General features: G+C 50.0%; 13 protein-coding genes. 6 read left to right on the top strand and 7 right to left on the bottom strand.

Annotated elements, in window-relative coordinates; genetic code table 11:
- Positions 1–1,160 precede the first annotated feature (1,160 nt).
- From ACW9SV_RS17930 to ccoS, 4 genes are all read right to left on the bottom strand, one after another.
- Positions 1,161–2,372 carry a c-type cytochrome gene (locus ACW9SV_RS17930; protein ID WP_479558141.1) on the bottom strand — a complete coding sequence of 404 codons (1,212 nt, stop codon included), beginning with the start codon at positions 2,370–2,372 and terminating at the stop codon, positions 1,161–1,163.
- Positions 2,369–2,563: a hypothetical protein gene (locus tag ACW9SV_RS17925; RefSeq protein ID WP_123129119.1), complete on the bottom strand. Its 195-nt coding sequence runs from the start codon at positions 2,561–2,563 to the stop codon at positions 2,369–2,371. The genes ACW9SV_RS17930 and ACW9SV_RS17925 overlap by 4 nt, the downstream gene beginning before the upstream one ends.
- Positions 2,564–2,728: 165 nt before the next feature.
- Entirely contained in the window at positions 2,729–4,912 is a 2,184-nt protein-coding gene (gene ccoN, locus ACW9SV_RS17920) for a cytochrome-c oxidase, cbb3-type subunit I (RefSeq protein WP_479558140.1), read from the bottom strand.
- A complete protein-coding gene (gene ccoS / locus ACW9SV_RS17915) occupies positions 4,902–5,108 on the bottom strand; it encodes a cbb3-type cytochrome oxidase assembly protein CcoS (RefSeq protein ID WP_479558139.1) in 207 nt (68 codons plus the stop codon). Before ccoS ends, ccoN begins: the two co-directional genes overlap by 11 nt.
- A gap of 288 nt (positions 5,109–5,396) precedes the next feature.
- On the opposite strand from ccoS, the gene ACW9SV_RS17910 reads away from it, so the two are divergent.
- The 4 genes from ACW9SV_RS17910 to ACW9SV_RS17895 all read left to right on the top strand — a co-directional run bounded on the left by ACW9SV_RS17910 (position 5,397) and on the right by ACW9SV_RS17895 (position 8,255).
- The gene (locus ACW9SV_RS17910; protein ID WP_479558138.1) at positions 5,397–5,888 is read left to right on the top strand and encodes a hypothetical protein; all 492 of its coding nucleotides are present in this window, start codon (positions 5,397–5,399) and stop codon (positions 5,886–5,888) included.
- A 115-nt stretch (positions 5,889–6,003) separates the two neighbouring features.
- Positions 6,004–6,687: a hypothetical protein gene (locus ACW9SV_RS17905; protein ID WP_479558137.1), complete on the top strand. Its 684-nt coding sequence runs from the start codon at positions 6,004–6,006 to the stop codon at positions 6,685–6,687.
- Between the two features lie 329 nt (positions 6,688–7,016).
- Complete coding sequence (locus tag ACW9SV_RS17900; RefSeq protein WP_479558136.1) at positions 7,017–7,568, top strand: REP-associated tyrosine transposase; 552 nt, start codon at positions 7,017–7,019, stop codon at positions 7,566–7,568.
- Between the two features lie 264 nt (positions 7,569–7,832).
- Entirely contained in the window at positions 7,833–8,255 is a 423-nt protein-coding gene (locus ACW9SV_RS17895; protein ID WP_479558135.1) for a DUF5655 domain-containing protein, read from the top strand.
- 81 nt (positions 8,256–8,336) lie between these two features.
- Here ACW9SV_RS17895 and ACW9SV_RS17890 read toward each other — a convergent pair whose 3' ends face one another.
- Complete coding sequence (locus ACW9SV_RS17890; protein ID WP_479558134.1) at positions 8,337–10,787, bottom strand: heavy metal translocating P-type ATPase; 2,451 nt, start codon at positions 10,785–10,787, stop codon at positions 8,337–8,339.
- 172 nt (positions 10,788–10,959) lie between these two features.
- Here ACW9SV_RS17890 and ACW9SV_RS17885 point away from each other — a divergent pair, with 172 nt between their 5' ends.
- Both ACW9SV_RS17885 and ACW9SV_RS17880 read left to right on the top strand, forming a co-directional pair.
- A complete protein-coding gene (locus tag ACW9SV_RS17885; RefSeq protein ID WP_479558133.1) occupies positions 10,960–11,433 on the top strand; it encodes a hypothetical protein in 474 nt (157 codons plus the stop codon).
- Between the two features lie 12 nt (positions 11,434–11,445).
- Positions 11,446–11,772 carry a cupin domain-containing protein gene (locus ACW9SV_RS17880; RefSeq protein WP_479558132.1) on the top strand — a complete coding sequence of 109 codons (327 nt, stop codon included), beginning with the start codon at positions 11,446–11,448 and terminating at the stop codon, positions 11,770–11,772.
- Positions 11,773–11,812: 40 nt separating this feature from the next.
- Here ACW9SV_RS17880 and ACW9SV_RS17875 read toward each other — a convergent pair whose 3' ends face one another.
- On the bottom strand, positions 11,813–12,529 hold the full coding sequence (locus tag ACW9SV_RS17875; RefSeq protein WP_479558131.1) for a LytR/AlgR family response regulator transcription factor: 717 nt from the start codon (positions 12,527–12,529) through the stop codon (positions 11,813–11,815).
- Positions 12,526–13,707, bottom strand: coding sequence for a sensor histidine kinase (locus ACW9SV_RS17870; RefSeq protein ID WP_479558130.1), 1,182 nt, complete (start codon positions 13,705–13,707; stop codon positions 12,526–12,528). The genes ACW9SV_RS17875 and ACW9SV_RS17870 overlap by 4 nt, the downstream gene beginning before the upstream one ends.
- Positions 13,708–13,940: the final 233 nt, after the last annotated feature.

Raw genomic sequence — 13,940 nt, 5'->3', positions numbered from 1 at the left:
TCGTACATCATTGGCTTAAATGATCTTGGTCATCTTTTGCCAGACTGGTGGTGTTTTGGAGGTGTTTTGAGGAAACAAGGTTTGAAGTTAGGTTTGCGCAGGGCAGGATACACTTTAAAGAGGACAAGCAAATTTCTGGAAACGCGTAGTCTGTTTGTGCTGGAGGAGGACCGCCGATTGCGTTAGCTCATGAGCTTTATTGTTCCATAGCGGGGCTCCGTGCGCTCACGGCCGCGAGGCCCCGCCTTCCGGCCTCGCGCTGCGCCAGCTTCCTTTGCTCCCTTCGGTCGCAATGCCTCGCGGCACCGGAACCTGACAAGGCGCTCAACCGAAAGGCTGGAAACGGGAATGCGTGGGAAGGAACGCCCCACACCTCACAGATTTTGAAAACCAATTAGGTCTACTATAAATGGCATAGTTCAAGTCTGTGACTTGGACCCACGATGATGGCAGTTTGTAACTGCCGACTTTCGATTCCTTCGCATTCTTTCGCTGGCGCGAGCTTGCAGCTCGTGTCCGCACGCATACCTGATCTGTTTCATTTGTTCCTGAAGAAGTAAGGAACGTGAAGGCACGAGCTGCAAGCTCGCGCCAGCGGATCAGCAATCGTAGCTTTGATATTAGCGCCTCACGGCAGTTACAAACTGCCGGTCATTTTGGGTCCAAGTCACAGACTTGAACCATGGAAACAGGAGAGGAGACGTTAAGACCGGCAGATGTAAACACCCCTCTTCGGAGCTTCGCTCGCTGCCTCAAACTCTCGTTTGGGCAATCCTCAAGGCGAGAATCTCTGCTTAGTTGGCGCATTCCCAATTCCAGCCTTTCGGTTGAGCGCCTTTGTTTTAGACCTGGTGCCGCAGGCAGGCCTACTGGCCAAGGCTAAAACAGCAGCGCGAGGCCGGAAGGCGGGGCCTCGCGGCCGCGAGCGCACGGAGCCCAGCGATGCAACAACCACGCTCATGCACCTACGCAAACTGCGGCGCTCCGCCAGCACAAGCGGACTACGTGCACAGAAAAGCTTATAGTACGGCACTCCTCCGCCAGCACATACACACCACGCACACAACCATCCATAAAAACAAACTCATTTAAAACGCAAAAGCCTCTACCATATGGTAGAGGCTCCGCTGAAACTAAGCTAATAAAGGGTGTAATGTACTTTACTTCTTAGGCACGTATTTCTCGCCTTGCGGGGCTTTGGCGTTGGCGGGTTTGCTGCCCTGGATACTTAGGATATAGCTGGACACTTCCAGGATCTGGTCATCGCTGAGCTTTTTCTGCCAGGCCACCATGCCTTTGCTGGTCACGCCGTATTTGATGGTTTTGTAGATGTCGTTCACGTCTCCACCGTGGAGCCAGAACTCATCCGTTAGGTTAGGACCAACTACCCCTTGTCCTTCCTGACCATGACAAGCGGCGCAGTTCTGAATAAAGGCGGCTTTTCCGGCTTCCAGTTTAGGGGCCTCGGTGAGCGGTTTGAAGTGGGTGACTTCGTTTACGTTGCCTTCGCTGCTGCCGGCGGGGTTCAGGAGAGAAGCTTGTTGTACTTCGGCTTGGTACTCGGCGATCTGGAGGTTACCGCTCTGGAACACGTGGTAGTGCAGCAGGTAGGCCACGCCAAACACGATGGTCGCGTAGAACATGTACTTCCACCAAGGCGGCAGGTCGTTGTCAAACTCAAAGATACCGTCATAGGTATGGTCTTCCATGAGAATGTCTTTGTGTTTGCCCGTGATGGTAGAGGTATCTCCACGCAGTAAAGCTACAAAGCGGGCCATCGGTGTGTTCCGGAGGGCGGGCTTGTCATACAACTGACTTAGCAAAGGCAGTGCCTGGATGAACGTAAAGACCATCCCCACCAGCACTAACACCAGCAGAAAACCTACGAGTACCACCAATACCTGCGTAGTAGGCGGCAGGGCTTTAAAACTGAAGCGGGCTTCAGCGGGTGCAGCGCCATCTACTTTACCGTGATCAGCAGGGGCGGTTTCCTCTACTTTGGCCTGGGCAGGTTTTTCGCTTTCTTCTTTGACATAGGCAATCACGTCCTTAATGTCACCATCAGAGAGGGTGCCTTCAAAGCTGGTCATCTGCACTTTCCCGAACTTCTCAAACACCTCTACCGCTTGCTTGTCACCACTGCTGATGACTTTGGTGGAGTTCTTGATGAAGTTGGTGATCCATTTCTCGTCGCGGCGTTTGTGCACGTCTTTGAGGGCGGGACCTACCACCTGCTCCTGCACGGCGTGGCAGGCGGCGCAGTTGGCATCAAAAACGGCTTTGCCTTTTACGGCGTCCTGCGCGACGGCTGGCTGGCTGGCAATGCCGGCCAGTACCAGCGCGGATGCCAAATAGGGTATCAATCGTTTCATGACCGTAGGTCTAGTGGGTGGTCAAATCCGTTTTCGTTCTGCAGGGGCATTGCTTTCATGCTCTGGATATGTTCCTTCTTCACCACCACCACGTAGGCCAGCAAGCCAAGGAAGAAGGCGAAAAATATGACGAAGGAGATAATTGGGTAGATCTCAATGCCGTCAATGGATTGTAAAACGCTTTTGTACATGGCTCTTTTCTTTTGGGACGCTGGATGTTAGATACTAGATATTAGATTGCGGCAATTTGATTTTAGATATATGACTTAGAAAAGGGTGATACTATTCTGCTTTATATTGACTTATCTATCTTTCTATATCTATTGTCTAGCATCTAACATCCAGCGTCTTAAAACCTATTTTTCTTCTTTCACTTTAATGTCGGTACCCAGGCGTTGCAGGTAGGCAATAAGGGCCACAATCTCTTTCTCGGGTTTCACCTCAATGTTTTCCTTTTTGAGCTCGGCGGTGATTTCGCGGGCCTGGCGCAGGAGGTCTTCGTTGGCTCTTTCGGCGTAGCCGGGGGCATACGGAGCTCCTAAGCTGGCCAACGTCTCTATCTTAGCCTGGGTGTCTGAGGTGTCCAGGTCTTTCTCCAATAACCATGGGTAAGCCGGCATGATAGAACCCGGAGACATGGAGGTGGGGTCCAGCATGTGGTGGTAGTGCCAGCTGTGCGGGTACTTCCCTCCTACCCGGTGCAAATCTGGACCGGTACGTTTAGAGCCCCAGAGGAACGGACGGTCATACACAAACTCGCCGGCCTTTGAGTACTCGCCGTAGCGCTCGGTTTCTGAGCGGAACGGCCGCACCATTTGGGAGTGACAGTTCACGCAACCCTCTTTGATGTAGACATCGCGGCCCTGCAACTCAAGGGAGGTGTATGGCTTCACAGAGTCAATGGTAGGCACGTTAGATTCTACCAGGAACGTTGGGATCATCTCCACCAGTCCGCCAATCAGGATGGCTACGGTGGCGAACACGGCCATTTGAACCGGACGGCGCTCAATTAATCTGTGCCAGTGGCCTCCGGTGTGTTCGCCGGCATTGATTTTGGTGGCGGGCATCAAGGGTGCGGCCTGAGCTTCTTCGTTGGCTAAGAGAGAACCGGTTTTCACGGTTTTCACCACGTTGTAGATCATCAGGAACACGCCACCCAGGTAGAGCACCCCGCCAATACCGCGCAGGTAGTACATAGGTACAATCTGCAGCACGGTTTCCAGGAAGTTAGGGTACTGGAGCAGGCCTTCGTTGTTGAACTGTTTCCACATTAAACCTTGGGTGAACCCGGCCCAGTACATAGGTACGGCGTAGAACAGGATGCCCAGCGTGCCTAACCAGAAGTGCCAGTTGGCCAGTTTAGTAGAGTACAGTTTGGTTCTGAAGATGCGCGGCAGCAACCAGTACAGAATCCCGAAGGTCAGGAAACCATTCCAGCCCAGGGCGCCTACGTGTACGTGGGCCACTATCCAGTCTGTGTAGTGGGCAATGGCGTTCACGTTTTTCAGGGACATAAGCGGCCCTTCAAAGGTGGCCATGCCGTAGGCGGTGATCGCGACTACCATGAACTTCAGCACCGGCTCTTCGCGCACTTTGTCCCAGGCCCCACGCAGGGTTAAGAGACCGTTGATCATCCCGCCCCAGCTGGGCGCCAGCAACATCACAGAGAACACGACGCCTAATGACTGTGCCCAGTCTGGCAAGGCAGTGTACAGCAAGTGGTGAGGTCCGGCCCAGATGTAAATGAAGATCAAAGACCAGAAGTGAATGATAGACAAGCGGTAAGAGTACACGGGGCGGTTCGCGGCCTTGGGCAGGAAGTAGTACATCATGCCCAGGTACGGCGTGGTTAAAAAGAACGCAACCGCGTTGTGGCCATACCACCACTGCACCAGCGCATCCTGCACCCCGGCGTAACCAGAGTAGCTTTTCATGAACGTCACCGGAATCTCATAAGAGTTCACAATGTGCAGCACGGCTACGGTTAAGAACGTGGCAATGTAGAACCAGATTCCCACGTACATGTGGCGCTCGCGGCGTTTGATGATGGTCCCGAACATGTTCCAGCCGAACACCACCCACACCAGCGTAATGGCAATGTCAATGGGCCACTCCAGTTCAGCGTACTCTTTAGAAGTAGTGTAGCCCAACGGAAGCGTGATCACGGCAGAGACAATGATCATCTGCCAAGCCCAGAAATGAATCTTGCTGAGCACGTCTGAGTACATGCGGGCTTTGCACAAACGCTGCAAAGAGTAGTACACTCCCATGAAAATACCGTTGCCCACAAACGCGAAAATCACGGCATTGGTGTGCAAAGGCCGTACCCGCCCGAAGGTGGTGTACTCGGTGCCCATGTTGAGTTCGGGGCGCGCCAACTGGAACGCGATGATCACCCCAATGAGCATTCCGGCCACACCCCAGAACAGGGTGGCATAGGCGAAATCGCGGACAATCTTGTTGTCATAATAGAATGTTTCAACGGTCCGGACGCGGTCTTTGAGCGCTTCGGCCGGTGATTTTAGAACCTCAGCTAACATGTGCAATGTCCTCCATAGGTTTAGTAGAAATTGAAGTAATAGGCTGTCTTTTAGTTAATTCGTTGTCAAAGAGAATGCGCACCGAGGGCGTGTAGTCGTCCTCGTACTGGCCGGAACGCACCGCCCACAGGAATGCCCACAGAAACAGAATAGCCACCAGTAGACTGATGCAGATAAGAAGGAAAATGATGTTCATGGCACTGCCGGTTTGTCTCTCCTGAAACAGGCGGCAGCGGTAGAGAAGTGAATGTATCCGCTTCGGCGCTTACCTGGCCCTTTCAGTTGTTACAAAGGTCAGCGATAGGTTGCGCGGAAAAGATGACGTGCGTCAGTTTAGGGGGTGATTGATGTCAAAGTGGGTTAAAGGAAATTGAAGGTAGGTTACCTGTCAATTTGGACAATAAACCGTATGTTTAGCAATAGATATATTGTAGATAAACGGAGTAACTCCATTTATACAGTAGTTACTTGCAAATAATAATTTATGAATTCAGATACAAATTGGATAAAGGAATTGATAAGCATTTGCGAGGGGAGTACATTAGCAAAAACCATCGATTGGTTAGGTCAGGTCTATGAAACTGATTTTAATCACAAAAACGAGCCGAAATATTTTCTCATGCCCAATAATCCTCGGATAGACAGGATAATTGTAAATGAAGAGAAAGGTCAATTAAGTAGAATTAGAATAGAAGGGAAAGAATTTTCACTTTCATTTTCATTCGTTAGCGGACTAGCAGAGGGCTATAAGAGAACTTTTAATACCTATGACCCAATTGATGAGGAACAGTTCATGTTCTACCCAGCTAAAAAAGAATACCCCTTTGTAGCTATCGACAGTTGGATTCCAAAAACAGAGCAGAATAAGACTCTGGATAATATAGAGTTCAAGAAGGTTAGCCTCTATTTTGGCCAAGACAAAGTTCCAAACCATCATAGAAACGGGTGGGTTTTGGAGAATCGGCAAGCAAAGTAAAATTTATAGCAAGCAACAACACCTAAAGGTCAGCATCGGCCGACGGCCTTCGCCGCCGTTTAGCCAAGCTTTTAGGCTTAATAATGCATTAGCTAAACCCAAGTAAACCAAAACCATGACAGCAATTGAGGATAATCACCTGTATTTTCTTTTCAGAAGAGGTAAGCCGGAGCATATCAGAGCTCTTTATGAAGAAGGAGAGGTTTACCTTAACTCTATTGATTTTATCCGAAGATGCGATGACAACGAAGAACGAACTGATAAAGATGATGGCATTTACAGTCGAAAGTTCATTGGAGATGCTAAAATTACCATTTGTGAAGTAGGTAAAGATCTTGATAAGGATGGTTTAACTTTAGATTCTTTTAATGTTATATTTAGAAAAGACTACAAAGAAAAAGGTAACATATATTGCCTAACCGGGATATTCTCTGATCATCTTTCTGGAGAACGGAAAGACATCACCTTTGAAACAAAATCGTTTGGAGAATCAATTATCCTTATTCATAATCCAAAAGCATTTCTTGAACGACTACAGACAGCTCTAAAAGAAAATGGTTTTCCAGATGTAGAATATGGAAAGGTTTCCTATTATAATCATGAATACACAGGTGGTATAGGATTTTTCAAAAAACATGAAAAATTCAAGCATCAAAGTGAATATCGAATTTTTGTGCCTAATGAAATAGATTCACCAATCAAAATCAAAATTGGGCCACTGAATGACATTGCTAGCCTTAACACTGGAATAATGAAACTAGCTTATTCAGACAGGAAAGTTCAACTTATCAGATTATGAACATACGCCTAATATGGTGTTTATGAAATAGCGGCCTGACTGCATAATTGAAATTAGGAACAAGGTTGAGGCTGAAGAAAGGCCAATTCTGCTACTTCATTAATCCCCGTTCCGTTGGAAACAATTCTCTCTATGTCGCGGAAGTTACTTCCGTGACTTTCAACATTGCAGAAGTAACCTCATCTTATTTAAAAGCCAATTTTCCAAAACCAGGCTTAAAACCTTTATTGTTGTTTCAAGAGTCACGGAAGTAACTTCCGCGCCATAGTAAATGAAGTACTTTTCAAAAGCTTAAAGACAAATCAAATACTTCATCGTATTCTTTTCTGATGAGTGAGAAATACAAGGTTAAGGACCAGGAGAAGGTTTACTTTATCACGTTTGCCGTTGTGCAGTGGGTGGATGTTTTTACCCGTCGAGAATACAAAGACTTACTAGTAGAAAGCCTGAACTTCTGCCAACGGGAAAAGGGATTGGAAGTATATGCATGGTGTATTATGACCAACCACCTCCACCTAGCTGTAGGAACAGAAGGCCGCTTCCCATTACAAGATATTATCCGAGATTTCAAGAAATTTACTTCTGTCGCATTGGTGCGGGCTATTGCCCAGAACCCTCAGGAAAGCCGAAAAGACTGGATGCTGGAGTTATTTAAACAGGCAGCGGAAGACAGCAACAAACACCAGAAATACCGCTTTTGGCAAAATCAATACCATCCGGTAGAACTTTCCGAAAATGAAAAACAGCAACGTTGCCTGGACTATATCCACCATAATCCGGTAGAAGCAGGTCTTGTTGGTGAAGCAGCACATTACGTCTATAGCAGCGCTATAGATTATGCTGGAGGGAAAGGGTTAGTTGAAATTAAGTTTATACAATGATGTCTAAAGGCAAGGAAGTAACTTCCGCGCCATAGTATTGTTTAGGGACTGCAGTACCAGCGGCTCTATGACAGCTGGATCTAGGGCATCTTTCTAGTATTGGAGTATTTTAGGAAGACTAGCTTTGAGGCTGTTTCTAGAAAACAAGAATCAAAAAGCTCTTCTGAACTTAGCTTAGTTTAAAAAAACTAGTTAGAAATTAATTAGCTAGTCATTGTGTTTCCAGCCTATTTTACAGAAACTAAGCCGAAAACTCCAAAGCCTATGTGGACCTGCCCCACCTGCACCCAATCGTTCCTGCGCACCAACCAGACCCACTCCTGCCTGGAGAAAACCGAGGCTGATTTTCTGCGCGGCAAGTCTAACGTGACCGTATCGTTGTACCATCATTTTCTAGAACAGTACCGTAGCATTGGGGATTTCAGAATTCACCCATCCAAATCTATGCTCTCCTTGGCCAAGAACACCCGTTTCTGCATGATTTATAAACTGGGTAGAAACTTCATAGACATTTATATTCCGCTGAATTGGATTTATGCTGATACGCTGTGCTTCCATAAAATTGGCCATATAGGCGAAAAGCTAACCAACCACTGGTTAAGGCTTTATGACAAAGAAGACATCAATGAGGAAGTGCTCCACTACATGCGGCTGGCGTATGAGTTGGATGCGGAGAAGGGAAAGTAAGCCGCACCACCTTGTTTAAACAAAAAACATTTAGGGTCTGTTTTCCCAAAAACAGGCCCTAAATGCATCATACTAATTCACTTACTTCTCCCCTTTTGCCTTCATCAATCCCATTCGCAAGGCCACCCACCGCACGCCCAGCACAGAGCAGAGAATCACGCTCAGGGAACTGATGGGCATGAGAATGGCCGATACCACAGGGGTGAACTGTCCGCTTACCGCCATGGAAAGCCCGATGATGTTGTAGAAGAAAGACACCATAAACGAGCCCAGTATGACGTTGAGGCTGCGGCGGGAGAACCGCAGGAATAGGGCCAGTTTGGTAAAGGAACCCGCATCCAGAATGGCATCGCAGCCGGGCGAGAAACCGTTCACCGAGTTAGTCACCGAGATGCCCGCGTCACTCATCTGCAAGGCCCCGGCATCGTTCAGCCCATCGCCCACCATGATCACCTTGTTGCCTTCCTTTTTCAACTGTTCAATAAACGCCAGCTTATCGGCGGGTGACTGGTTAAACCGTAGCTCGGCTTCCGTCCCGAAGATGCGTTGCAGGTTTTCGAGTTCGGCATCATTGTCACCGGAGAGCACGGCCAGCTTTTTGCCCTGCCGTTGCAGTTCCTGCACCAATTGCGGCAACCCTTCGCGGTAGTGATTGGAGAACGTGAAGACGCCGCTCCGCTCCTCCCCTAGCTGCACGTACACCCGGGTGGCCAACCCAGCAGATTCGGTGGCGTTCTGCTTGCCGCCCGCAAAACTGCGGGAACCCACTTTTACCAGCACGCCGGCCACCACGCCCTGCACGCCTTCACCGGAAATCTCCTGGTACTGCGCTACGGGTTGCACCTGGGCCGTCAGGAACTGGTACAAGCCCTGGCTCAACGGGTGCGTGGAATGCTGCAACACCGAGCGTAAAAGACTTTCCTCCTGAGCGCTGAGGGTATCTCCCACATAGGCGATATCGGTTTGGGCACTCTCGGTTAAGGTACCGGTTTTATCAAAGACCAGGGTGTCTGCTTTGGCCAGCGTTTCGGCTACATCGCCGTTTTTGAGGTAGAATTTCTGTTTGCCAAAAATGCGCAGGGCATTGGACAAGGTGAACGGCGCACTCAAAGACAAGGCACAGGGGCAGGCAATCACCAGCACCGAGGTAAAGGCTTTGATGGCCATATTGGTATCACGCGGCACCCAGTACACCAAAGCGCCCAGGGCAATGAGCAAAGTCACCGTGATGAAGTAACCGCCCACCTTATCGGCGTAGGTGCCCACGCCAAAGTAGCTTTTCTCTTTCTTGAACACATCGTTGTTCCAGAGCTGCGTAAGATAACTCTGCGATACGTCTTTGATCACCTCCAGCTCAATGCTTTCGCCCACCTGGCGGCCGCCCGCGTAAATGATCTCCCCGGCCACTTTCGGCATCGGCGCCGATTCACCGGACACAAAGCTGTAGTCAATGAACGCCGAGCCGCGAAGCAGAATGGCATCAGCGGGCACCAGTTCCTGGTTTCTAATACGGATGCGCTTGCCCGGCGTGAGTTCTTTTACCGCCATTACGTTTTCGGCCCCTTTTTCCAGAACCGTCACCGAAATAGGAAAGTAGGCTTTGTAGTCGCGGTCAAAGGCCAGGGCGTCATAGGTCGTTTTTTGCACGTATTTGCCAATCAGCATGAAAAACACCAGTCCGGTGAAAGAGTCCAGGTAGCCCGGTCCGCTTTGCATCAAGATATCGTACACGCTCACGCTGAAAAGCGAGGCCAGTCCCAAACTGATGGGCGTGTCCAGGTTAATGTGCCGCTGCTTCAAAGACTGCCACGCCGATTCAAAGAAGCCCCTTGCGCTGTACAGCAACACCGGCAACGACAGCGCAATGCTCACCAACCCGAAGAAAGCCCCGAACTGATGCTTCACCTCCTCGCCAAATGCGAAATACTCCGGGAAACTCAACAGCATGGTATTCCCGAAACAGAAGCCAGCCAGCCCCAGCTTCAGGTTCACCCCGATGTCTCGCTTCTGCTTCTCCCCAGACAAATTCGATAAGTTCAGCGTGGGTCCGTACCCAATTTTGTACAACAGCGTGACAATGTTGCTGAGCTTGGTTTTCTGCGGATGGTAGGAAATAGAGACCTCTTTGCGCGGAAAATTCACCCGGCTCTCCACCACGCCCTGGTCCAGCTTGAACAGGTTCTCCAAAAGCCAGATGCAGGAACTGCAGTGCATGTTGGGAATCTGGAACAGCACTTTGCACAAAGTGTCGCTCTGGAAAGTGAGCAGTTGGTTAAACGTGGCGGGTTCATCCAGGTACACGAACTGGTTTGCCTGCACGTCCTCGGTGCTGACCGTTACGCCCGGCTTCTCGCCTTCTTCCAGGTTATAGTAGGTGCACAGATTGTTGGCGTACAGCAGTTCATACACCGCCTGGCAACCCGAACAGCAGAAAGCCTTATCATCGGTATAGATGGGTTCACTGGTGCACTCGTCACCGCAGTGGTAACAGTGTTCTTTTTCTTCAACAAGTATGGTGGCAGATTCCCTCATGGCCTTACAGTACTTTTATCACCTACAAAAGTACCTAGGCACTCTGGCCAGAAGGATGATGGTGGTCATTTCCGCACATGATGCATCTCATTGAAGAATCAGTCCGTGCAACAGACATTTGCATCATTCCTGCCGCCTTTAAAGCGGTTTGTTTCTCTTAAAGACCCAGCGTATGAGATCTACATTTTTAACCCAGGTCATTCTTTTCTCCCTGCTCTTATGGGCGGGCATGGTGTTGGGCATCTCCTTTCTGGAAGCCCCGGTAAAGTTCACGGCCCCGCAGGTCACGCTCGCCATTGGGTTGGGGATTGGCCGGTTGGTCTTCGGGTTTCTGAACAAGTTTGAATTGGTGTTCTGCAGCGTGGTGCTGCTCGGGCTTTTTTACAACCAGGCTTCTTTCAAGATATTCTTTCCGGCTCTTCTGCTGGCCTTGGTGATGGCTTTGCAAACCCTTTGGCTCTTACCCGCGCTGGATGCCAGGGCGCTGCAGATCATTGCGGGGCAGGTGCCCACTCCCTCTAACCTGCACCATGTCTATGTAGGCCTGGAGGTCTTCAAACTTGGCATGTTACTGGGCACGGCCTCGGCGGTTTTCCGGCTGCGCACCGCTATAGATTCTATTCAAGCCACCACCGTTCATTCTTAATCCTCTAAACCGATGGCACACCCAATACAAGCTCCTGAACAGGTACGGTTAGAGAACCTGGCGGCCAAACTGGAGTATCAGGCTACCAGATTTGCCCACCAGATTTTGTTAGACCAGGAACACCAGAAAACGCATTTGTTCGCCTTCGCCAAAGGACAGGGCCTGAAAACGCATACCACTACCACCCCGGCCCTACTTATCATGCTGGAGGGTACCTGTTCCTTCCACATCCACGGCTCCTCGCAATTGCTCCAGCCGGGTGCTATCATCATGATTCCGGCTACAGTTCCGCACTCCCTCATCGCAGAAACTGATTTCAAGATGGTTTTGGTAAAGTAGTGCTTAACTGAAAACAGAATAAGCTTTTCCGGTTTTTGGGTCAGATACCCCGCCCGCGGATCGTTTTCTCCACTTCCTGCCGGTAGTTGCGGCCAATAGGAAGTTCTTTTCCCATGACTTCTACATGGAATGGGGAGAACGAATCTATTTTGTCTAAGGCCACAATATAGGATCGGTGGATCCGGGCGAAGCTCTCCTCGGGCAGCATCTCTTCCAGGGAGGAAATGGTCTGTTTGGGGACGATCTGCTTGGAGGTGGTCACAATGCGCACGTAGTCCTTCAGACTTTCAATGTACAGGATCTCAGATACCATCACCTTCACCATCTTGCGGTCTACCCTGAAATACAGGAACCTGTCGCTGGAGGCATGTTGGGTTTGCGGAAAGGCCGGAGCAGTGGACAGTTCTGGTTGCTGAATTTTCTGTATGGCCCGCAGGAATCGCTCAAAGGAGATAGGTTTCAGTAAGTAATCCACCACATCCAAGTCAAACGCTTCCAGGGCATACTCTGGGTACGCGGTGGTGAAGATCACTTTGGGCGGGTGGCGCAGGGTTCTCAGGAAATGGGTTCCCAGCAGCTGCGGCATTTTAATATCCAGAAACATGAGGTCTACGTGTTGCCGCTGAAGCTCTTCCAACGCCGAGACGGCATTATGGCACTGCCCCACCACCTGCAGCATGGGCAAGGAGGCGATATGGGCCTGCAGCACCGCCTGGGCGGGCGGCTCGTCGTCAACCAAGAGGCATTTTATTTTCATAGCGAGGAGTGGTAAAGCGGTTCTTCTGCGGTTGGCCTGACCGTCTTCTTTGTCTCGGCAAGCTCGTTTTCGTGTTCTTCTACTTCCAGCGTGAGGGTCACCAGAAAGGTTTCTGACTCCTGCCGTATGCTCAGTTCATGGGCCCCGGGGTACAGCAACTCCAGCCTTTTCCGGACATTCGCCAGCCCGATGCCCTGCGTTGCCGGGTGCCCCTCTGGCAGGTGCGTCTCCGGCACGGCGTTCATGATCTTAAACTTCACCGTGTGACCCCGCACCAGAATATCAAGGCTTACCCAAGCCTGGTCCAGTTGCTCGCTTGCCCCGTGTTTGAAGCTGTTTTCCAGAAAAGGCAGCAGAAGCAAGGGCGCGATCCGCTTTCCTTCCAAGTTCCCTTCAATGTTCACCGACAAATCCAGCCGATGCCCGTACCGTAGCCTTTCCAGGGCCAGGTAGTCCTGCAGCATCCCAATTTCTTTGGCCAGCGGCACTTTGGCCACGTTGCATTCATAAAGCATGTAGCGCAGCAATCCAGACAGTTTTAGCACCACCTCGGGGGCTTGCGCCGATTGCACCAAAGTAAGGGAATACAGGTTATTGAGCGTGTTAAACAGAAAATGCGGATGCACCTGTGCTTTCAGCAACTGTAGCTCTGCTCTCAGCTTCTCTCCTTCCAGTCGAATAGAAAGCTGGTTTTTGTTGTACCAATGTTTCGCCAGTTTGAGGGCCCCCGCAAACCCCGCAATACTCAAGCCGCCCCGTAACCCCGCCATCAGCCCATAATAAAAACTGCTGGTTGGTTTCGCTACTTGGAAATAGTCCCTGAAAAAGATGACCAGGGTATCTGAGATCAGGTAGGAAAGCGAGGAGGCGATAAAAATGGTGGCCGCTAACCCCAGCAGGAATTCTGCATAACGGGCCTTGAACAGAAACCGGGGAATGAGCAGGTACATGAAGGTATAGCTCAGCAGCATGTGCGTGGGTAAAAACGCCAGCCCTTCTAAAAAAGAAAGTTTATACACCTTCGTCAGGAAGAAGGGCGAGGGCGGGGTACTGCCCACGGGTTTGCTCCCATAGACAAGGGTAAAAAAGACCACGCAAGCCGACCAGAAAACCACGTGCCTGGCTACCCGGTACTTGGGTTCCTCCGCGAAAATAAACTTTGTCCCAAAGTCTGACATAACAAGCTCCCTTTTTCACCTTAAGATACAAGAAGGCACCTCAAAAATCTACTGGTAAATGACTTTGTAGACAAACGGATGGGTTCTGTCGCTGAACGGCGAAAAAGGCCTTCTTTTTGCAAACATCCTTTAAAACAGGTTGAGTATCGATGGGCCGTTTACGCCCGGCGAATAGCTCAGCAAAGTGTTTTTCAGCTGTTTACCTTTCTTTCATCAATCAAGGCAATAAACAC

The organism is Rufibacter sp. JT20002, from assembly GCF_056491185.1.
Note: the sequence above shows the minus strand (reverse complement) of the source record. Positions and strands in the feature narration are given on the sequence as shown.